Source organism: Streptomyces sp. NPDC006552 (assembly GCF_040611655.1).
Classification (GTDB): domain Bacteria; phylum Actinomycetota; class Actinomycetes; order Streptomycetales; family Streptomycetaceae; genus Streptomyces.
In genome coordinates this window covers 161,107-179,772 of record NZ_JBEXOS010000001.1, presented here as the reverse complement: position 1 = coordinate 179,772, position 18,666 = coordinate 161,107, and the positions used below count along the sequence as shown (strand labels likewise).

Genomic DNA, 18,666 nt, shown 5'->3' with positions numbered 1-18,666 from the left:
ACTCGAACGGGTGACCTCTGCGGGGCAGTCGACGGAACCGGGAGCGACAGGGACCGGGGGCGACGGGAACGTTGCCCCCGCAGCCACCCCCGTCCCGCAGGAGCCGCCGACGTGTCCCCGACCGCCCCCGCCGAGGCCGCCCTCCTCCTTGAGACAAGGTCCTGCCGCCCGGCCCCGGGGCCCGCGACCGGGCTGCGCGGCCGGGGGCTCGCCGCCCTGCGTCGGGCCGCCCCCGCCCTGCTCGCCTACGCGGCCCTGCGGACGTTCGTGCTGCTCGTCTTCGGCGTCTGGGCGCACAAAGAGGGGCACGGCATCTGGCCCGCGCTCGCCGCGGACTGGGACTCCAAGTGGTACCTGGGCATCGCCGACCACGGCTACGAGCACACGCTCGGCACCCGGCGCGACGCCAACAACCTCGCCTTCTTCCCGCTCTACCCGTACCTGGTGAAGGCGCTGGCCGTCGTGGTGCCCGGCTCGCGGGCCACGGTGGGGCTGCTCTTCGCGGCCGGCTGCTCATTCGTGGCGGCCTGGGGGGTCTTCGCGGTCGGTGACCGGCTGCACGGGCGGCGCGTGGGGATCCTGCTGACCTTCCTGTGGGCCTGCTACCCCGTCGGCATCGTCCAGTGGATGGGCTACACGGAGTCGCTGTTCACCGCGTTCGCGGCGTGGTCCCTGTACGCGGTGCTGACCGGCCGGTGGGTCTGGGCGGGCGCCCTCGCGGCACTGGCCGGGCTGACCCGGCCGACCGGCGTCGCCCTCGCCGCGGCGGTCTGCCTGTGCGGCCTGCTGACGCTGCGCCGGGGCCTCTCCCGGCGGGCACTGTGCGGCGCGCTGCTCGCCCCGCTGGGCTGGCTCGGGTACGTGGGCTGGGTGGGCCTGCGCCTCGGGCGCTGGGACGGTTACTTCGCCGTCCAGCGGCTGTGGCGCAACGAGCTGGACGGCGGCATCGAGACCCTGCGCCGCTTCCGGGGCCACCTCGCCTACGACTCGTCGCCCGAACTCTTCCTGGTGCTGGTGACGGCGGTGCTGCTCGGCTCGGTGCTGCTCTACGGGTTCTCGCTCGCGGACCGCCAGCCGTTGCCGCTGCTGGTCTTCACCGGGGTGCTGCTCCTGATCGTGCTGGGCAGCGGCGGCGTCTACTTCTCCCGCGCCCGCTTCCTCGTCCCCGGGTTCCCGCTGCTGCTGCCCCTGGCCCTGATGCTGGCGCGGGCCTCGCGGCGGACGCTGACGGTGGGCGTGGCGGGCGCGGCGCTCGGGGCGGCGTACTGGGGCGGGTACATGCTGCTGGTGTGGCCGAGCGCGCCCTGACCCGGGCCGGGTGCGGCTCAGCCCAGCGCGATGAGGACGCCGAGCAGGACCGCGCCGGCCACGGCCGGAACGATGATCTCGTAGGCCCAGCGGACGGCCGGCTCGCCCTGCGCGGCCGGGGTCTGCGCCCGGGACGCGTGCAGCTCGCGCAGTTCGTCCATGGAGTGGTCGGCGGGGGCGCGCCGCACGGCCGGCTCCTGCGCCTCGGGCATCGGGGGCTGTCCGCGCCGGCCCGCCGGACGCGGGCGCGCCGGGCGCTGCGCCTTGCGGCGGGCCCGCAGGGAGACCGGGATCGACCAGAGCTGGTACTTGGTGCCGGCCTCGTCGAAGACCTCGTTCGAGTACCCGGAGCGGAAGGAGGCGACGGCGCCCCAGGGGAGGGTGATGTCGCGGAAGGGGTTGCGCACGCGCAGCCGGTCCTCGTTGCCGAACACGGCCGGGCGCAGGGTGAACGCCACCACCAGCGGCACCGCGAGGAGCAGCGCCGCGAGCGCCAGCCACGGGGTGCGGCCCGCCCCGCTGATCAGCGCGTCGGCGCCGAGCCAGGCGCCGACGGCGAGCAGCACGACACCGCCCGCGATGCCGGCGGGCGACCGGTAGATCCGGTCCGGGGAGGTGGAGGGGCGGGTGCTCATGGTCCCGATTGTGCCTGACGCTGCGCCGGGCTCCGGCGGGACCTGCGTGCGGGGCGTCTCCGACGGGTCTCGTCACCCCGGGCGCGCCACCATCGTGGCCGACCGCGCCGTTCCCCGCGCCCCCAGGCAAATCAAGCCCCTCCGGCGATTGAGGAGCAGGGACCGGGGCGGAGCCCCGGGGCTCAGCATCGTCGCCGGGTGCGGGATCGTCGTGGCTGAGCGCGCAGTTCCCCGCGCCCCTGAAGGCGGCACTCGACAACCCCGGGCGCTCTCAAACCCGCGGACCCGAACCCAAACCCGCCCCTATACATCCGCTACGCGCGTAGATATGCTCCCCTCGTGACCATGCCCACTACACCCACCACCGCACCCGCGGAGCAACACGCGCTGACCGACGCCGTCGCCTCCGAGGCCACATTGCGCCGATTCCTCCAGGGCCTGCCTGGCGTGGACGCCGTGGGCCTGGAGAGCCGCGCCGCCGCGCTCGGTACGCGGTCCATCAAGACCACGGCGAAGGCGTACGCCATCGACCTGGCCATCTCGATGATCGACCTGACGACCCTGGAAGGCGCCGACACCCCGGGCAAGGTCCGGGCCCTGGGCGCCAAGGCCGCCCACCCCGACCCGACCGACCGCACGGCGCCCCGCACCGCCGCCGTCTGCGTCTACCCGGACATGGTCGCCACCGCGAAGGAGGCCGTCGCCGGCACCGGCGTCAAGGTCGCCTCCGTCGCCACCGCCTTCCCGGCCGGCCGCGCCGCCCTCGACGTGAAGCTCGGGGACGTCCGCGAGGCCGTCGCCGCGGGGGCCGATGAGATCGACATGGTCATCGACCGTGGCGCCTTCCTCACCGGCAAGTACCTGAAGGTCCATGACGAGATCCGCGCGGTCAAGGAGGCCGCCGGCTCCGCCCGGCTCAAGGTCATCTTCGAGACCGGCGAGTTGTCGACGTACGACAACATCCGCCGCGCGAGCTGGATCGGCATGCTGGCCGGCGCCGACTTCATCAAGACCTCGACCGGCAAGGTCGGGGTGAACGCCACCCCGGCCAACACCCTGCTGATGCTGGAGGCCGTCCGCGACTTCCGCGCCGCCACCGGCGTGCAGATCGGCGTGAAGCCCGCCGGCGGCATCCGCACGTCGAAGGACGCCGTCAAGTTCCTCGTGATCGTGAACGAGACCGTGGGCGCGGACTGGCTCGACAACCACTGGTTCCGGTTCGGCGCCTCCAGCCTCCTGAGCGACCTGCTGATGCAGCGCCAGAAGCTGGCCACCGGCCGCTACTCCGGTCCCGACTACGTGACGGTGGACTGATCACCATGACCAACACAGCACCCGCCTTCGAGTACGCGCCCGCGCCCGAGTCGCGCGCCGTGGTCGACATCGCCCCGTCCTACGGGCTGTTCATCGACGGCGAGTTCACCGAGGCCGCCGACGGCAAGGTCTTCAAGACCGTCTCCCCCTCCACCGAAGAGGTCCTCTCCGAGGTGGCGCGGGCCGGCGAGGCCGACGTGACCCGCGCGGTGGAGGCCGCCCGCACGGCGTTCGAGAAGTGGTCGGCGCTGCCCGGCGCCGAGCGCGGCAAGTACCTCTTCCGGATCGCCCGCATCATCCAGGAGCGCTCCCGCGAGCTGGCCGTCCTGGAGACGCTGGACAACGGCAAGCCCATCAAGGAGACGAGGGACGCCGACCTCCCCCTCGTCGCCGCGCACTTCTTCTACTACGCGGGCTGGGCCGACAAGCTCGGCCACGCCGGCTTCGGCCCCGCCCCGCGGCCGCTGGGCGTCGCCGGCCAGGTCATCCCCTGGAACTTCCCGCTGCTCATGCTCGCCTGGAAGATCGCCCCGGCGCTCGCCACCGGCAACACGGTGGTCCTCAAGCCCGCCGAGACGACCCCGCTCTCCGCCCTGTTCTTCGCCGACATCTGCCGCCAGGCCGGTCTGCCCAAGGGCGTGGTGAACATCCTGCCCGGGTACGGCGACGCGGGCGCCGCGCTCGTCGCGCACCCGGGCGTGGACAAGGTGGCCTTCACCGGTTCCACGGCCGTCGGCAAGCAGATCGCCCGTACCGTCGCGGGGACGGAGAAGAAGGTCACGCTGGAGCTGGGCGGCAAGGGCGCCAACATCGTCTTCGACGACGCGCCGATCGACCAGGCCGTCGAGGGCATCGTCACCGGCATCTTCTTCAACCAGGGCCAGGTCTGCTGCGCGGGTTCGCGCCTGCTGGTCCAGGAGTCGGTCCAGGACGAGGTGCTCGACGCCCTGAAGCGGCGCCTGTCGACCCTGCGGCTCGGCGACCCGCTCGACAAGAACACCGACATCGGCGCGATCAACTCCGCCGAGCAGCTCGCCCGGATCACCGCGCTCACCGAGACCGGCGAGGCCGAGGGCGCCGAGCGCTGGTCGGCGCCGTGCGAACTGCCCTCGTCCGGCTATTGGTTCGCGCCGACGCTCTTCACGAACGTCACGCAGGCCCACACCGTCGCCCGCGACGAGATCTTCGGCCCGGTCCTGTCCGTGCTCACCTTCCGCACCCCGGAGGAGGCCGTCGCCAAGGCCAACAACACGCAGTACGGCCTCTCGGCGGGCATCTGGACCGAGAAGGGCTCACGCATCCTCGCCGTCGCGGGCAAGCTGCGGGCCGGGGTCGTCTGGGCCAACACGTTCAACAAGTTCGACCCGACCTCGCCGTTCGGCGGTTACAAGGAGTCGGGCTTCGGCCGCGAGGGCGGTCGCCACGGCCTGGAGGCGTACCTCGATGTCTGACAAGTCCGCGAAGAGCATGACCGCCGAGCCGGCGCGGCTGTCCGTCCTCAAGACCTACAAGCTGTACGTGGGCGGGAAGTTCCCGCGTTCCGAGAGCGGCCGGGTGTACGAAGTGACCGACTCCAAGAGCGGCAAGTGGCTGGCGAACGCGCCGCTGGCGTCCCGCAAGGACGGCCGGGACGCCGTGGTCGCCGCGCGCAAGGCGTTCGGCGCCTGGTCCGGCGCGACCGCGTACAACCGCGGGCAGGTCCTCTACCGCGTCGCCGAGATGCTGGAGGGCCGCCGCGAGCAGTTCGTGCGCGAGGTGGCCGACGCGGAGGGCCTGAACAAGGCGCGGGCGGCGGCCGTCGTGGACGCCGCGGTCGACCGCTGGGTCTGGTACGCGGGGTGGACCGACAAGATCGGCCAGGTCGTCGGGGGCGCCAACCCGGTGGCCGGTCCCTTCTTCAACCTCTCCACGCCGGAGCCGACCGGCGTCGTCGTCGTCATCGCGCCGCAGGAGTCGTCGTTCCTCGGGCTGGTCTCGGTTATCGCGCCGGTCATCGCGACCGGCAGCACGGTGGTCGTGATCGCGAGCGAGCGCGCGCCGCTGCCCGCGCTCTGTCTGGGCGAGGTGCTCGCCACCTCCGACCTGCCGGGCGGCGTGGTGAACATCCTCTCCGGCAAGGCGGCGGAGATCGCGCCGGCGCTCGCCGCGCACCAGGACGTGAACGGCATCGACCTCACCGGCGCGGGCCCCGGCCTCGCCGAGGAACTGGAGATCGCGGCGGCGGACAACCTCAAGCGGGTGCGCCGTCCCCGCTCCGGCGAGGACTTCTCGGCCGACCCGGGCACGGAGCGGCTGACGCGGTTCCTGGAGACCAAGACCGTCTGGCACCCCACCGGCTCCCTGGGCGCGTCCGGCTCCTCGTACTAGCGCCTCCCGCACACCCGCGGCCCCGGCCCCTCCTCCGTCCGGGAGGGGCCGGGGCCGTACGCGTGCGCCCGGTCAGATGCCGAGGCGCTGCGCGATCCCGTCGAGGACGCAGTCGAGGCCGAACGTGAACTCCCAGCCGGGGTCGTCCTTGCGCGTCGCGGAGAGAGCGTACTTCTTGTACGTGGGATAGCGGCCGGTACCCATGAGGTAGTTCATCTGCGGGGCCAGCGCCTGCCGGGTCTCGTCGCCGCTCACCCAGCCGTTCTCCTCCTTGTAAGCGCGCAGGGCCAGCTCCGACTGGGTCGCGCCGTGCACGAAGGCGCCGACCGCGCGGAACGCGGCCATCATGGCGTCGGCGTCCAGGCCGTGGCCCGCCAGTGCCCGCAACTGCCGTTCGGCGACGGCCATCCGGGCCGGCGTGAGCTGGACGAGCGGGGCCGGCACCTGCCCGAGCCAGGGGTGCCGGAGCATCAGCTCCCGCGTCTGCAGGGCGAAGGAGCGCAGCACCTCGCGCCACTCCGCCACCTCGTCGGGAACCGTGAGCCCGGCCGAGACCCGGTCGAACATGAGCGCCCAGAGATCGCCCTTGCCCGAGACGTGCCGGTACGCCGCCATTGGCGCGACCCCGAGCTTCGTGGCGAGGCGCCGCATGGTGACCGCGCCCGCGCCCTCCTCGTCGGCCAGTTCGACGGCCGCCGCGGCGATCCGGTCCAGCGTCAGCGCGGCGCGCTGCGTGGGCGCGGGCCGCTCGAGCCGCTCCCAGAGCGAGGGCTCCACCAGGCGGTTCTCCCCTTGCGCGGCCTCTTCCTTGCGTGCCGCCACGGCACGACCCCTCTCGCTCGATGTCGCGTACAGCGTATCTCTTGGTAGACGCCGTACACATGCCTGTGTACGTTGTACGCAGCAAGATACGTCGTACGCATTCGCTTGCAGGGGGTCCACCATGTCCAGCAGCACACCGCTCCGCGTCGCCGTCCTCGTCGGCTCCTCCCGCGAGGGCCGTTTCGCGCCCGTTGTCGTCCGGTGGCTCACCGGGCAGCTCGGCCTCCACGACGAGCTGCGCGCCGACATCGTCGACCTCGCCGAGACCCCGCTGCCCGTCGTGCTGCCCGCATTCGGCCAGGCCCCGCCGCCCGGGACGCGGGAGGCGCTGGCCCGTGTCTCACCGCGGCTGGCCGCCGCCGACGCGTTCGTCTTCGTCACGCCCGAGTACAACCACAGCTTCCCGGCGTCCCTGAAGAACGCGATCGACTGGCACAACGAGCAGTGGCACGGGAAGCCGGTCGCGTTCGTGTCGTACGGCGGCCTGTCGGGCGGTCTGCGCGCGGTGGAACAGCTGCGCGTCGTCATGGCCGAGGTGAACGCCATGACCATCCGCAACACGGTCAGCTTCCACAACGCCTGGGGCGCGTTCGCGGCCGACGGCCAGGTCGACGACCCGGCGGTGGACACCGCGGCGAAGGCCATGCTCGACCAGCTCACCTGGTGGGCCCATGCCCTGCGCGACGCCAAGTCGGCCCGGCCGTACGCGGCCTGACCAGCTGTCCGGACCACGTACACCGGAGGGGGAGCCATGCGGACACGTGCCGAACGACCGGGAACGGCCGGCGCGGAGGCGGGCGGCGCCGCGCCGTCCCGGTGGGTCGTCCTCGGCCTGCTGCTGGGCATCGTGCTCGGCACGCTCGACGGGACGGTCGTCGGCACGGCCCTGCCCGTGATCGTCCGCGACCTCGGCGGTCTCGCGCAGCTGTCCTGGGTGGTGACCGCGTACCTGCTGACCGCCGCCGTCTCCACCCCGCTCTGGGGCAAGGCCGGTGACCTCTACGGTCACAAGGGCAGCTTCCTCGCCTCGATCGCCGTCTTCCTCGCAGGCTCCGTCCTGTGCGGAGCAGCCCAGGACATGACCCAGCTGATCGCCTGCCGCGCTCTGCAGGGCATCGGCGCGGGCGGTCTCCTCGTCGGGGCGCTCGCGCTCCTCGGGACGCTGCTGACCCCGGCGGAGGCAGGCCGCTCGCAGTCGCTCATCGGCGTCCTGCTGCCCGTCGCCATGGTCGGCGGCCCGCTGACCGGCGGCTTCCTCACCGACCAGCTGAACTGGCGCTGGGTCTTCTACGTCAACCTCCCCGTCGGCGCCCTCGCCCTCGCCCTCGTCGCGACCGGTGTCCGCGGGCGCGCCGAGCGCGTCCGGGCCCGACCCGACCTCGCCGGTGCCGCCCTGCTCACCGCGGCGATCCTCGCCCTGACCCTGCTCGCGAGCTGGGCGGGGACCAGGTACGCGTGGACGTCACCGCGGATCCTCGGGCTCGCGCTGGTCTCGGCGGGAGCGCTCACCGCGTTCGTCCGGACCGAGCGGCGCGCGGTCGAACCGGTGATCCCGCCCCGCCTGTTCCGCGACCGGAACTTCACGCTCGCGCAGGTGCTGAGCTTCGTCTCCGGCGCGGCCCTGCTCGCGGCCGCCGCCTATCTGCCGCAGTACATGCAACTCGTGCGCGGGACGTCTGCCACGCGCAGCGGGCTGCTGCTGCTTCCGCTGATGCTCGGCATGATCGCCGCCCAGCTGCTGATCGGCCGCCGGGTGGCCGCGGGCGGGCGCTACCGGCACTACCCGGTCGTGGGCGGCGCGCTGGCACTGGCGGGCGCGCTCGCCCTGCTGCTGCTCGGCACCGGGACCGCGGCATGGGCCGCCTCGGCGCTCACCCTGCCCCTCGGCGCCGGTCTCGGCTGCCTGTTGCAGCCCGCGCTGCTGCTCACCATGAACAGCGCGGAGCCGCGGGACATCGGCGCGGCGGGCGGCACCCAGACCCTGCTGCGGACGGTCGGCGGGTCGCTCGGGGTGGCGGTGCTCGGTTCGGTCTTCGCCGGGCGGGTGCGGGAGGGGACCCGCCCGGCGGCATTCCGGGCGAGTGTCGTGGACGGGCTGCACGGCGTGGCGCTCGGGGTGGCGGCGCTGTGCGCGGTGGCGTTCGCCGTGGCCTGGGCGGTGCGCGAGGCGCCGCTGCGCTCGCGCGCCGCGCCCGCCCGGCAGGAGTGAGGCCCGGCTCAGCCGGGCAGGACGCCCGACACGGCGCCGACGACGGGCAGCTCGGCGAGCGAACTGCCGGTCGTCAGCGGGCCGGTGAGCGCCCCGGTGCTGACCGGCCGGAAGTCGGCTACCTGCGTGCCCACCGCGTTGTCCAGGGGGTCGGCGCCGGTACCGGCCAGCGGGTCGATCTTCAGGTTCTTGACGGGGCCGAGGCCGTACGTGGTCGCGGAGTCGACCGCCTGGGTCAGCACCTGGACGGGCGAGCCGGGGTCACTCGGGGCGAGCGGCTCGGCGCTCGCGCCCGCGGCCCCCGCGGCGACGGCCGCGCCCGCGGCGGTCACGGTCAGGCCGGCCCGCAACAGGGCGCGACGGGTGCCGGAGGACGGCGTCGGGTTCTTGCGGACTGCGTGTCGGGCCATGATCTGTGCGCCTGGACCTTTCGGTGCGGTGGGGACGGTCGAGCGGGGTGCGGCAGAACGCCGGGTGACGACAGAACCACCAAGCGTAGTTGACGTGGTGCGTGCCACATCGCCACCACGCGGGCTCGGCAGAGGCGCGTCCATGGCGCACACTGGTCTCTCGTGAGTGCGCATCCCCCGATACCGACCCGGGTCGTCCTGCTGTCCGGACCCTCCGGCTCCGGAAAGTCGTCGTTCGCCGCCCGTTCCGGGCTGCCCGTGCTGTGTCTCGACGACTTCTACAAAGAGGCCCACGACCCGACGCTGCCGCTGGTGCCGGGCAGTTCGGACATCGACTGGGACTCGCCGGCGTCCTGGGACACGGAGGCGGCGCTCGCCGCGATCGTCGCCCTGTGCGAGCGGGGGCGCACGCAGGTGCCCGTCTACTCCCTCGCGACCAGCGCACGGGTGGGCGAGGAGGCGCTCGACATCGGGCGCACGCCCCTGTTCATCGCGGAGGGCATCTTCGCGGCGGACATCGTGGCGCGCTGCCGCGAACTCGGCGTGCTGGCCGACGCGCTGTGTCTGCGCGGCCGCCCCTCGACGACGTTCCGCCGCCGCCTCCTGCGCGACCTGAAGGAGGGCCGCAAGTCGACCCCGTTCCTGCTGCGGCGCGGCTGGCGGCTGATGCGCGCCGAACGCGCCATCGTGGCCCGCCTCACGGCGCTCGGCGCCCACCCCTGCGGCAAGGAAGAAGCCCTGGGCCGGCTGGCGGCGGCCGCGGCGGGAAGATGCGTGAAGGCCCGGGCAGCCTCCTGAGCATGAGCGCCCCAAAGGGGCGCGGAGAACTGCGCGACCAGCCACGACGGACCGGCACCCGCGAACGCGCCGGCACAGACGAGACGGGACCAGAAGGCCCCCCCGGCCTACTGGTCCCGCTCATCCCCCCCGGCGGCGCTCCCCCGTGATCCCCCGGCCGCCGCTCCCCCTCAAAAAGGAACCCCGCTCCCCCGAACAGGGCCCTCCCTCCCCCCGGAGGGAATGGCGCCTCAGGCGACAAGCTCCCCGAAGCACTCCTCCTGGTCCCGGCCGAAGCTCAGGACCTCGTCGTCGCGCAGCCGCCGCAGCGACCGCCAGATGCTGGACTTCACCGTGCCGACGCTGATGTCCAGGATCTCGGCGATCTCCGGGTCGGTGCGGCCCTCGTAGTAGCGCAGGACGAGCATCGTGCGCTGCGGTTCGGGCAGCCGGGCCAGCGCCTGCCAGAGCACCGCGCGCAGTTCCGTGCCGCGCATCGCGTCCGTGTCGCCGGCCGTCTCCGGCAGCTCCTCGGTCGGGTACTCGTTCAGCTTGCGGCGGCGCCACGCGCTGATGTGCAGATTGGTCATGGTGCGCCGCAGGTAGCCCCCGACCGCGGCCTTGTCGCTGATCCGGTCCCAGGCCCGGTACGTCGAGAACAGCGCGCTCTGGAGCAGGTCCTCGGCCTCGAACCGGTCACCGGTGAGGTGGTAGGCGGTGGCGTACAGGGAGGCGCGCCGCTCCTGGACGTAGGCCGTGAACTCGGCCTCCGACAAGGACGGGCGCTGCTCCCCCGAACCCTCCCTGTACGCCGCTCCCCCGTGAGCGACCTCGTCGGTCACCGCCTGCGGTGCGTCGACCACCGTCATCAGGACGGTGTGCTGACGCCCGGCGCCGCGAGCGCACCCCCGCCCGCTCACGGCACCGGACTTCTCATGACGCTCCGTACGGCCCAGGTCGTGCAGGCGCGTGACCACTGCGTTCGATGCGGTGCTGTGCAGCGTGTTCATCTCGCGCCCCCCGTCGTGGAGTCCGGTACTTCCGTCATTCGTTCCTTGCGTATCGCGGTCTTTCGCTGCGATGACCAAAAGCTTGCCGGGGCGACTTCTCGACGGTGTCCGTCGACTGTCACAGACCTGTCACAGCGGGTCCGGCTGTGCGGGTCAGGTGTGGGAGGGCTCCTTCGGTCGAACTAAAGGCCTCCCATGGGCCAGAATGGCGCCTGTGCCTTCCCTGTTGCTGATCGAGGACGACGACGCCATCCGTACGGCCCTGGAGCTGTCACTTACCCGCCAGGGTCACCGGGTGGCCACCGCTGCCACCGGCGAGGACGGTCTGAAGCTGTTGCGCGAGCAGCGGCCGGATCTGATCGTCCTCGACGTGATGCTGCCCGGCATCGACGGATTCGAGGTGTGCCGGCGCATCCGGCGCACGGACCAGCTGCCGATCATCCTGCTCACCGCGCGCAGCGACGACATCGACGTGGTGGTCGGCCTGGAGTCCGGCGCCGACGACTACGTGGTCAAACCCGTCCAGGGCCGCGTCCTGGACGCCCGGATCCGCGCGGTGCTGCGCCGTGGTGAGCGGGAGGCCAACGACGCGGCGTCGTTCGGCTCCCTGGTCATCGACCGCGCCGCGATGACCGTCACGAAGAACGGCGAGGACCTCCAGCTGACCCCGACCGAGCTGCGGCTGCTCCTGGAGCTGAGCCGGCGGCCCGGACAGGCCCTGTCCCGCCAGCAGTTGCTGCGCCTGGTGTGGGAGCACGACTACCTGGGCGACTCGCGGCTCGTGGACGCCTGTGTGCAGCGCCTGCGCGCGAAGGTCGAGGACGTGCCGTCCTCGCCGACGCTGATCCGTACCGTGCGCGGCGTGGGCTACCGGCTGGACTCCCCTCAGTGACCGAGCCGCACGGCAAGCGCGACAAGCACGACAAGCAGAGCGGGCCGGGCGCGGCGGGCAAGGCGGCCCCGGCCGGCCTGCGCTTCACCAGCCTGCGGCTGCGGCTCGTCGTGGTCTTCGCGCTGGTCGCCCTGACCGCCGCGGTCTCCGCGTCGGGCATCGCGTACTGGCTCAACCGCGAGGCCGTGCTGACGCGCACCCAGGACTCGACGCTCAGCGACTTCCAGCAGGAGATGCAGAACCGGGCCGCCGTGCTGCCCGAGCATCCCACCCAGGGCGAGTTGCAGCACGCGGCGAACCTGATGGCCGACAGCAGCCAGCACTTCAGCGTGCTGCTCATCGGCACGGACGAGAACGGCCGCGAGGTGGTGGGCAATTCGGATCTCGACGCCTTCACGGTCGCGGACGTGCCGCGCTCGCTGCGGGACGCGGTGACCGAGAAGCAGCCGGTCACCGGGAAGAACAGGGACGCCTACCACCTGTACTGGCAGCGGACCACGCAGGACGGCACGCCGTACCTGGTGGGCGGCGCGAAGGTGGCCGGCGGGCCGACCGGGTACCTGCTCAAGTCGCTGGAGCCGGAGGCCAAGGATCTCAACTCCCTGGCCTGGTCGCTCGGGATCGCCACCGCGCTCGCGCTGATCGGCTCCGCGCTGCTCGCGCAGGCCGCGTCGACGACCGTGCTCAAGCCGGTGCACCGGCTCGGGATCGCCGCGCGCCGGCTCGGCGAGGGCAAGCTCGACACCCGGCTGAGCGTGTCGGGGACGGACGAACTCGCGGAGTTGTCCCGCACGTTCAACAAGACGGCCGAGAATTTGGAGAAGAAGGTCGCCGACATGAGCGCGCGCGACGAGGCCTCGCGCCGGTTCGTCGCCGACATGTCGCACGAGCTGCGCACGCCGCTGACCGCGATCACCGCCGTCACCGAGGTCCTGGAGGAGGAGCTGGACGCGGAGACCGGTTCCGTCGATCCCATGATCGAGCCGGCGGTGCGGCTCGTCGTCAGTGAGACCCGGCGCCTGAACGACCTCGTCGAGAACCTGATGGAGGTCACCCGCTTCGACGCGGGCACCGCCCGGCTCGTCGTGGACACCGTCGACATCGCCGACCAGATCACCGCCTGCATCGACGCCCGCGCCTGGCTGGACGCCGTCGAGCTGGACGCCGAGCGCGGCAACCTGGTCCGGCTCGACCCGCGCCGCCTCGACGTCATCCTCGCCAACCTCATCGGCAACGCGCTCAAGCACGGCGGCTCCCCGGTCCGCGTCTCCGTGACGACGGAGCCGGGACAGGACGGGCAGCTCGTCATCGCCGTACGCGACCACGGGCCCGGCATCCCCGAGGACGTCCTGCCGCACGTCTTCGACCGGTTCTACAAGGCGAGCGCCTCCCGGCCGCGCTCCGAGGGCAGCGGCCTGGGGCTCTCCATCGCCCAGGAGAACGCCCATGTCCACGGCGGCGGGATCACCGCCGCCAACTCCCCGGAGGGCGGCGCCGTCTTCACGCTGCGCCTGCCGGTGGACGCCGCCCCGCTCCAGGGCGGCGGCGACAGTGACAGCGACAGCTACGCCGACGACACCGGCGCCGCCGACGAGCCGGGCGGCGCCAAGGACTCCAGGGAAGGCGGTGTCGTCACGTGAGGCTGCGGGGACGGCTGTGCGGGCTGCTCGGGCTCACGGCGGTGCTGCTGGCCGGGTGCGGGATCCGCTCCACAGAGGTGCCGACGGAGTTCGGCGCGGCGCCCACCCGCGTGGGCTGCGCTCTGTCGGGCGCGACCGGGGTGCCCCGCGCGGCCGGTGAGTTCGGCGTGCAGGTCTTCCTGGTCTGTACCTCGCAGCTGGTCACGGTCGACCGGACCGTCACCGTGCGGCACGACCGGACCTCGGACCGGGTCGGCGTCGCCCAGGAGCTCCTCGCGCAGCTGGCCGAGCCGCTGTCGGCCGAGGAGAAGGAGGCCGGGTACACCACGGACGTCACCGCGGGGACGAAAATCTCGGGCCCCCGGGACGGCGAGCCGGCGGACGCGCTGCGCCTGAACAAGCTCCCCGACGACCTGTCGCCGTACGCCCTGGCCCAGATCGTCTGCACCTTCGCCAACAGCAAGATGATGACGAACGGCAGCGAGCAGGTGGTCCTGGGCGGCCCCGGCGACGACCCGCTGCGCGGCTACGAGTGCTCGGACGCGGTGAAGGCCCGGCCCGGGATAGCGCCCGCCCCCGCCGAGACGGTCGGTTAGCGGCCGGGGCCGGGGTGACCCAGGTCATCCCCGGGCCCCCGGAACCGATCGTCCCGCCCCCGGCGTCTTGGGGATCGTGCCGCGTCACAGCTCGGACGGCCAGGGGGCCGTCATCCGCTTCCGTACGGCAGGACTCGCCCTCCTGGCCGTGCATCTTCTGCTCGTCGCCTGGGTGACGCTGCGGCCCCTGGACGTCCCGTGGGTCAGCGCCGCGAACCTGCACCCGCTGGCGGGCATCCGGGCGGATCTGGCCCTCGGCTGGCGCGCGGGCGCCGAGCGCATCGGGGAGGGCCTCGCGCTCCTCGCCCCGCTCGGTGTGCTGCTGCCCCTCGCGGGGGGCCGGCTCGCCGTCTCCGTGTGGGGGTCGCTGGTGCGCACGGTCGCGGCCGGCGCGCTGATCTCGCTCGGTATCGAACTGCTCCAGACCGGGGTGCCCGGACAGGTCGTGGACATCGACTCGCTGCTGCTGAACACCGTGGGCGTGGCCCTCGCGCACGCCGCCGTGGTGCCCGCGCTGCGGACCCGGCTCCGCCGCAGGGCCGGGGCCGCTCCCCTCCTGCGGCAGGAGCCGGCTCAGGGTCCGACCCCGACGATTCCCAGGGTCGGCATCGCCCCGTGAGCTGACGCTTTGCCCCCTTCGTGCCCGTACCGTCGGATACGTAGCCACCCGATGACGACGGTTCGCGAAGGAGCCCACCATGACCGCCCTGGCCCGCCCCAGCAACGGACGGATGATCGGCGGAGTGTGCGCAGCGCTGGCCCAGCGCTTCGGCACCTCCGCGACCACGATGCGCGTGATCTTCCTGCTGTCGTGTCTGCTGCCCGGCCCGCAGTTCCTGCTCTACCTCGTGCTGTGGGTCCTGCTGCCGAGCGAGGACAAGGCGCGCCGGGCCTGGTGAGGCGCGCGCCGGACGGCACGAAGGGGCGCACCCGCGGTTCGCCGGGTGCGCCCCTTCGCCGTGCCGGGGGCCGGGTCAGCCGAGGGCCGGCAGGCCGCCACCGACGGGCAGGCCCTTGGTGGGCAGCGAGTTGGTGGGCAGACCGCCGAGCAGCCCCTTGACCGGGTCACCGCCGTCGGTGAGCTTCTCGACGACGGGCTGGGCGGCGGTCAGGCCGTGGCCCAGGGCGTTCTGCGCGCCGGCCAGGGCCTGGGGGCCACCGGCGGGCAGGGAGCCGGTCACCTGCTCGAGGGGCAGGCCCGAGGTCAGGCCGTTGACGGCCCCGGCGGCGTCGGGCAGGGCCGGAGCAGCGTTCGCGGCACCGGCGGCGGCGACGGCGAAGGCGGCACCGAGAGCGGCGACACCGAGGGTCTTGGCAGCAGACTGCTTCATGGGGTCTTCTGTTCCTTGCTTCCTGGGGGATGCGGTTGCGTGCCCGGCAAACACGCCGGATCCTCCATGAGTTACTGCCGACCCCCGCGCCACCGGTCCGCACCTCCTCCGTCCCGGACCAAGGAACCGCAGGTCAGGTGGGCGAGGTGGGCGCGGCGAAGGGTGGACGGCGAGACTCCGCTCGGCGTCAACCCCACGTTGACCGCACCCTCTAATGGAAGAGCCACTCCGCCCGCAGCTCGGCGTAGCCCGGCTTGACGACGTCGTTGATCATCGCGAGCCGCTCGTCGAACGGGATGAAGGCCGACTTGAGCGCGTTCACGGTGAACCACTCGAAGTCCGTCAGGGTGTATCCGAACGCCTCGGCCAGGTGCTCGAACTCGCGGCTCATCGACGTGCCGCTCATCAGGCGGTTGTCGGTGTTGACCGTGACCCGGAAGCGGAGCTTGCGCAGCAGCCCGATCGGGTGCTCGCGGTAGGAACTGGCCGCGCCCGTCTGGAGGTTCGACGAGGGGCACATCTCCAGCGGGACGCGCCGGTCCCGTACGTAGCTCGCGAGACGGCCCAGCTCGACCGTGCCGTCGTCGGCGACCTGGATGTCGTCGATGATGCGCACGCCGTGCCCGAGCCGGTCAGCGCCGCACCACTGCAGGGCCTGCCAGATGGACGGCAGCCCGAAGGCCTCGCCGGCGTGGATCGTGAAGTGGTTGTTCTCCCGCTTGAGGTACTCGAACGCGTCGAGGTGGCGGGTGGGAGGGAAACCGGCCTCGGCGCCCGCGATGTCGAAGCCGACGACGCCCAGGTCGCGGTAGCGGTTGGCGAGTTCGGCGATCTCCAGGGCGCGGGCGGCGTGCCGCATCGCGGTGAGCAGGGCGCCGACGCGGATGCGGTGACCGTTCTCCTTGGCGCGGCGCTCGCCTTCACGGAAGCCCGCGTTGACCGCCTCGACGACCTCTTCGAGGGTGAGGCCGCCTTCCAGGTGCTGTTCGGGCGCGTAGCGGATCTCGGCGTAGACGACGCCGTCCTCGGCGAGGTCCTCGGCGCACTCCGCGGCGACCCGCACGAGCGCCTCGCGCGTCTGCATGACGGCACAGGTGTGGGCGAAGGTCTCCAGGTAGCGCTCCAGGGAGCCGGAGTCCGCCGCCTCACGGAACCAGAGGCCGAGCTTGTCGGGGTCGGTCTCCGGCAGTCCGTCGTACCCGCTCTCGCGCGCGAGGTCGACGACGGTGCCGGGGCGCAGGCCGCCGTCGAGGTGGTCGTGCAGGAGCACCTTGGGGGCGCGGCGGATCTGCTCCGAGGTCGGGACCTGGGGGCTGTCGGGGTGCGCGGTGGGCTGGCTCGTCATCTCGGCACTCTAACTCCTACGCGCGTAGATATCTCCTGTCCGTGCGGAGAAAGTGATCCGCCGATACGTAACAGTGACCCTGCGGACAGGTGGCGTACACCGGCGCTTCTGACACTGTTCTGTCATGCAGCAGCAAGCGACGCCGGTCCGTGCGGCCAGGCTCGGCAAGGGGGTCGGGCCCGTGCCCGGGGCGGTCGGCGGCGTGGTGCTGCTGCTGCCCGGGGGCGAGGAGACGTCCACCCGCAGACCGTCCCCGCTCACGGCGGCGGCGGTGCGGCCGCTCGCGCGCGGGCTCGCCCGCTCCGGACGCGCCGAGGGCCTGGTCACGCATGTCGTGCACTACCGCTACCGCGGCTGGAACGGGGCGCAGGCCGAACCGGCGCGGGACGCCGAGTGGGCCGCGGACGAGGTGGTGCGCCGCTACGGCGACGTGCCGGTCTGCCTCGCCGGCGTCGGCATCGGCGGCCGCGCGGCCCTGCGCTCCGGCGGGCACCCGGCCGTCGACTCCGTGCTGGCGCTGGCTCCTTGGCTGCCGCAGGACGATGTCGCGCTCCCGCCCGAACCGGTGAAACAGCTCGCCGGGCGGCGGGTGCTGATCGTGCACGGCACCGACGACCGGCGCGCCGACCCGGAGTTGTCGTTCCGGCTCGCCGGGCGGGCGAAGAAGGCCAACCGCGACGTGTGCCGCTTCGAGGTGCACTCCGACGGCCACCGGTTCGCGCAGCACCGCTCCGAAGTGACCGCGCTGGCGGTCGACTTCATGCTCGGCACCCTCTTCGGCCGCCCGTTCTCCCGCCCGCTCCAGGACGCGCTCGCGGCGCCGCCCCCGCTGGGGCTGCGGATGCCGCTGGCGTCGGGGTTCGGTCAGTCGCTCGGGCGGTAGTCCACCGGGCTGCCGCTCGCCGCGAGCAGGGCGCCGAGGACGCGCGGCGCGTGCTTGCGCCCGGCGAAGACGCGTACCTCCCGCTCGCCGTCGGCGCACTCCACGACGAGGGTGTACTCGCCCCGGCCGCCGAGGTCGAACGGTGGGTCGCCGACGACGGGTCCGCGCACGCGGCGCACCGTGAGGGTCGCCGGGAGCGGGGCGAGGGCGACGTGTCCGGTCGGGTCGGGAGTGGCGGCAGGCGGCCCGTCCCCGACCACCAAGTAGCCGTAGCCGGACCGGCTGTAGGGCACGTCCCCGTGGACCACCGCGCCCAGCACGCGCCGCCCGTCGGGCGGGACCGGCGCGAGCCTGGCCGCGCCCCGGCGGACGCGGCGCGTCGCCCACCGGCCCAGCAGGACGGAGAGCGGTACGGCGACGACGGCGGCCCCGGCGGCGAACCGCAGGCCCGCGCCCACGTCGTCGGCGCCGAGCAGCATGACGCACAGCACGGTGCTCGACATGAACGCGGCCGCGACGAGGCCGACGGCGGGCTGCCAGGACTGCGGTGCGCCCGTCGGGGTGGGCCGGTGCCGCGTCCACCACCGGAACTGGAGCAGCCCGAGCCCGAACGCCAGCGCCACCACGGCGAACGCCGCGGGCAGCCGCCCGTCGTGCACGGGCGAGCGCCACGCCTTCTGCGTGGCGGACGTGGTCCGGACCTCGCGGACCTGGTCCTTCCAGTACGTGACCGTGACCCGGTCGCCGCGGCGCACCCGGTCGTAGACGGTGGGGGCGTCGGGAAGGCGGACCGTGTGCTCGGTGGGCGCGGAGCCGCCCGTGTCCCGCAGCCGCAGGCGGTACGCGAGGTGCTTGCCGCCGGCGTCGGTCTCCTTGCCCACGACGGTGGCCGGGAGCACCGCCCGGCAGTCGTCGGCGCGGGTGCCGGCCGGGCAGCCGGGCGCCGACGCGTAGGCCCGGTTGTCCGCCTCGGCGAACGGCACCAGGGCGAACAGCACCAGGCCGGTCACGACGAGGCCCGCGCCGATCCGGCCGAGCGGACGCGTGCGCCGCCCCGTGTCCGCCGCTCTCGTGCCGTCGTCCTCCACCACGCCCGTCACGCGCACCACCCCCGCCGCCCAGTATCG

General features: G+C 73.2%; 20 protein-coding genes. 13 read left to right on the top strand and 7 right to left on the bottom strand.

Going from position 1 to position 18,666, the window contains the following annotated elements; genetic code table 11:
• The first annotated feature begins 111 nt into the window (after positions 1 to 111).
• The gene (locus tag ABZY33_RS00760) at positions 112 to 1,308 is read left to right on the top strand and encodes a glycosyltransferase family 39 protein (RefSeq protein WP_356489239.1); all 1,197 of its coding nucleotides are present in this window, start codon (positions 112 to 114) and stop codon (positions 1,306 to 1,308) included.
• A gap of 17 nt (positions 1,309 to 1,325) precedes the next feature.
• On the opposite strand, the gene ABZY33_RS00755 is transcribed toward ABZY33_RS00760, so the two are convergent.
• A complete protein-coding gene (locus ABZY33_RS00755; protein ID WP_356489238.1) occupies positions 1,326 to 1,943 on the bottom strand; it encodes a PH domain-containing protein in 618 nt (205 codons plus the stop codon).
• 345 nt (positions 1,944 to 2,288) lie between these two features.
• On the opposite strand from ABZY33_RS00755, the gene deoC reads away from it, so the two are divergent.
• Genes deoC through ABZY33_RS00740 form a run of 3 tightly spaced genes read left to right on the top strand, consistent with a single transcriptional unit; the run spans position 2,289 to position 5,624 of the window.
• Entirely contained in the window at positions 2,289 to 3,257 is a 969-nt protein-coding gene (gene deoC / locus ABZY33_RS00750; protein ID WP_356489347.1) for a deoxyribose-phosphate aldolase, read from the top strand.
• 5 nt (positions 3,258 to 3,262) lie between these two features.
• The gene (locus ABZY33_RS00745; RefSeq protein ID WP_356489237.1) at positions 3,263 to 4,708 is read left to right on the top strand and encodes an aldehyde dehydrogenase family protein; all 1,446 of its coding nucleotides are present in this window, start codon (positions 3,263 to 3,265) and stop codon (positions 4,706 to 4,708) included.
• Positions 4,701 to 5,624: an aldehyde dehydrogenase family protein gene (locus ABZY33_RS00740; protein ID WP_356489236.1), complete on the top strand. Its 924-nt coding sequence runs from the start codon at positions 4,701 to 4,703 to the stop codon at positions 5,622 to 5,624. The genes ABZY33_RS00745 and ABZY33_RS00740 overlap by 8 nt, the downstream gene beginning before the upstream one ends.
• A gap of 72 nt (positions 5,625 to 5,696) precedes the next feature.
• Here ABZY33_RS00740 and ABZY33_RS00735 read toward each other — a convergent pair whose 3' ends face one another.
• Entirely contained in the window at positions 5,697 to 6,446 is a 750-nt protein-coding gene (locus ABZY33_RS00735; RefSeq protein WP_356489235.1) for a TetR/AcrR family transcriptional regulator, read from the bottom strand.
• Positions 6,447 to 6,567: 121 nt separating this feature from the next.
• Here ABZY33_RS00735 and ABZY33_RS00730 point away from each other — a divergent pair, with 121 nt between their 5' ends.
• Both ABZY33_RS00730 and ABZY33_RS00725 read left to right on the top strand, forming a co-directional pair.
• Entirely contained in the window at positions 6,568 to 7,161 is a 594-nt protein-coding gene (locus ABZY33_RS00730) for an NAD(P)H-dependent oxidoreductase (RefSeq protein ID WP_356489234.1), read from the top strand.
• Between the two features lie 36 nt (positions 7,162 to 7,197).
• Positions 7,198 to 8,655 (top strand): DHA2 family efflux MFS transporter permease subunit, encoded by a 1,458-nt coding sequence (locus ABZY33_RS00725; protein ID WP_356489233.1) that lies wholly within the window; start codon positions 7,198 to 7,200, stop codon positions 8,653 to 8,655.
• An 8-nt stretch (positions 8,656 to 8,663) separates the two neighbouring features.
• Here the strand turns inward: ABZY33_RS00725 and ABZY33_RS00720 are convergent, their stop codons facing one another.
• Entirely contained in the window at positions 8,664 to 9,065 is a 402-nt protein-coding gene (locus ABZY33_RS00720; RefSeq protein WP_356489232.1) for a hypothetical protein, read from the bottom strand.
• Between the two features lie 162 nt (positions 9,066 to 9,227).
• Here ABZY33_RS00720 and ABZY33_RS00715 point away from each other — a divergent pair, with 162 nt between their 5' ends.
• Complete coding sequence (locus ABZY33_RS00715) at positions 9,228 to 9,863, top strand: ATP-binding protein (protein ID WP_356489231.1); 636 nt, start codon at positions 9,228 to 9,230, stop codon at positions 9,861 to 9,863.
• Positions 9,864 to 10,093: 230 nt separating this feature from the next.
• Here the strand turns inward: ABZY33_RS00715 and ABZY33_RS00710 are convergent, their stop codons facing one another.
• Positions 10,094 to 10,852 carry a SigE family RNA polymerase sigma factor gene (locus ABZY33_RS00710; RefSeq protein ID WP_356489230.1) on the bottom strand — a complete coding sequence of 253 codons (759 nt, stop codon included), beginning with the start codon at positions 10,850 to 10,852 and terminating at the stop codon, positions 10,094 to 10,096.
• 214 nt (positions 10,853 to 11,066) lie between these two features.
• Between ABZY33_RS00710 and afsQ1 the strand changes: the two genes are divergently transcribed.
• From afsQ1 to ABZY33_RS00685, 5 genes are all read left to right on the top strand, one after another.
• Positions 11,067 to 11,744, top strand: coding sequence for a two-component system response regulator AfsQ1 (afsQ1, locus tag ABZY33_RS00705; protein WP_161300939.1), 678 nt, complete (start codon positions 11,067 to 11,069; stop codon positions 11,742 to 11,744).
• Between the two features lie 77 nt (positions 11,745 to 11,821).
• Positions 11,822 to 13,384, top strand: a complete 1,563-nt coding sequence (locus ABZY33_RS00700) for a HAMP domain-containing sensor histidine kinase (RefSeq protein WP_356489346.1) — start codon at positions 11,822 to 11,824, stop codon at positions 13,382 to 13,384.
• Positions 13,381 to 13,980, top strand: a complete 600-nt coding sequence (locus ABZY33_RS00695) for a hypothetical protein (RefSeq protein WP_356489229.1) — start codon at positions 13,381 to 13,383, stop codon at positions 13,978 to 13,980. Before ABZY33_RS00700 ends, ABZY33_RS00695 begins: the two co-directional genes overlap by 4 nt.
• A 73-nt stretch (positions 13,981 to 14,053) precedes the next feature.
• Complete coding sequence (locus ABZY33_RS00690; RefSeq protein WP_356489345.1) at positions 14,054 to 14,599, top strand: VanZ family protein; 546 nt, start codon at positions 14,054 to 14,056, stop codon at positions 14,597 to 14,599.
• A gap of 79 nt (positions 14,600 to 14,678) precedes the next feature.
• Entirely contained in the window at positions 14,679 to 14,879 is a 201-nt protein-coding gene (locus ABZY33_RS00685; protein ID WP_356489228.1) for a PspC domain-containing protein, read from the top strand.
• A 75-nt stretch (positions 14,880 to 14,954) separates the two neighbouring features.
• Here the strand turns inward: ABZY33_RS00685 and ABZY33_RS00680 are convergent, their stop codons facing one another.
• A complete protein-coding gene (locus ABZY33_RS00680; protein WP_356489227.1) occupies positions 14,955 to 15,311 on the bottom strand; it encodes an ATP-binding protein in 357 nt (118 codons plus the stop codon).
• 211 nt (positions 15,312 to 15,522) lie between these two features.
• Positions 15,523 to 16,656, bottom strand: coding sequence for an adenosine deaminase (locus ABZY33_RS00675; RefSeq protein WP_356489226.1), 1,134 nt, complete (start codon positions 16,654 to 16,656; stop codon positions 15,523 to 15,525).
• Positions 16,657 to 16,780: 124 nt separating this feature from the next.
• Here ABZY33_RS00675 and ABZY33_RS00670 point away from each other — a divergent pair, with 124 nt between their 5' ends.
• Positions 16,781 to 17,539, top strand: coding sequence for an alpha/beta hydrolase (locus tag ABZY33_RS00670; protein ID WP_356489225.1), 759 nt, complete (start codon positions 16,781 to 16,783; stop codon positions 17,537 to 17,539).
• On the opposite strand, the gene ABZY33_RS00665 is transcribed toward ABZY33_RS00670, so the two are convergent.
• Positions 17,521 to 18,639: a hypothetical protein gene (locus tag ABZY33_RS00665; RefSeq protein WP_356489224.1), complete on the bottom strand. Its 1,119-nt coding sequence runs from the start codon at positions 18,637 to 18,639 to the stop codon at positions 17,521 to 17,523. The genes ABZY33_RS00670 and ABZY33_RS00665 overlap by 19 nt on opposite strands.
• Between the last annotated feature and the right edge of the window lie 27 nt (positions 18,640 to 18,666).

Coding starts and splice junctions, on each gene's coding strand:
- ABZY33_RS00755 (WP_356489238.1), bottom strand. CDS start 1,943: ATGAGCACCCGCCCCTCCACCTCCCCGGACCGGATCTACCGGTCGCCC.
- deoC (WP_356489347.1), top strand. CDS start 2,289: ATGCCCACTACACCCACCACCGCACCCGCGGAGCAACACGCGCTGACC.
- ABZY33_RS00745 (WP_356489237.1), top strand. CDS start 3,263: ATGACCAACACAGCACCCGCCTTCGAGTACGCGCCCGCGCCCGAGTCG.
- ABZY33_RS00740 (WP_356489236.1), top strand. CDS start 4,701: ATGTCTGACAAGTCCGCGAAGAGCATGACCGCCGAGCCGGCGCGGCTG.
- ABZY33_RS00730 (WP_356489234.1), top strand. CDS start 6,568: ATGTCCAGCAGCACACCGCTCCGCGTCGCCGTCCTCGTCGGCTCCTCC.
- ABZY33_RS00725 (WP_356489233.1), top strand. CDS start 7,198: ATGCGGACACGTGCCGAACGACCGGGAACGGCCGGCGCGGAGGCGGGC.
- ABZY33_RS00720 (WP_356489232.1), bottom strand. CDS start 9,065: ATGGCCCGACACGCAGTCCGCAAGAACCCGACGCCGTCCTCCGGCACC.
- ABZY33_RS00710 (WP_356489230.1), bottom strand. CDS start 10,852: ATGAACACGCTGCACAGCACCGCATCGAACGCAGTGGTCACGCGCCTG.
- ABZY33_RS00685 (WP_356489228.1), top strand. CDS start 14,679: ATGACCGCCCTGGCCCGCCCCAGCAACGGACGGATGATCGGCGGAGTG.
- ABZY33_RS00680 (WP_356489227.1), bottom strand. CDS start 15,311: ATGAAGCAGTCTGCTGCCAAGACCCTCGGTGTCGCCGCTCTCGGTGCC.
- ABZY33_RS00675 (WP_356489226.1), bottom strand. CDS start 16,656: ATGACGAGCCAGCCCACCGCGCACCCCGACAGCCCCCAGGTCCCGACC.
- ABZY33_RS00670 (WP_356489225.1), top strand. CDS start 16,781: ATGCAGCAGCAAGCGACGCCGGTCCGTGCGGCCAGGCTCGGCAAGGGG.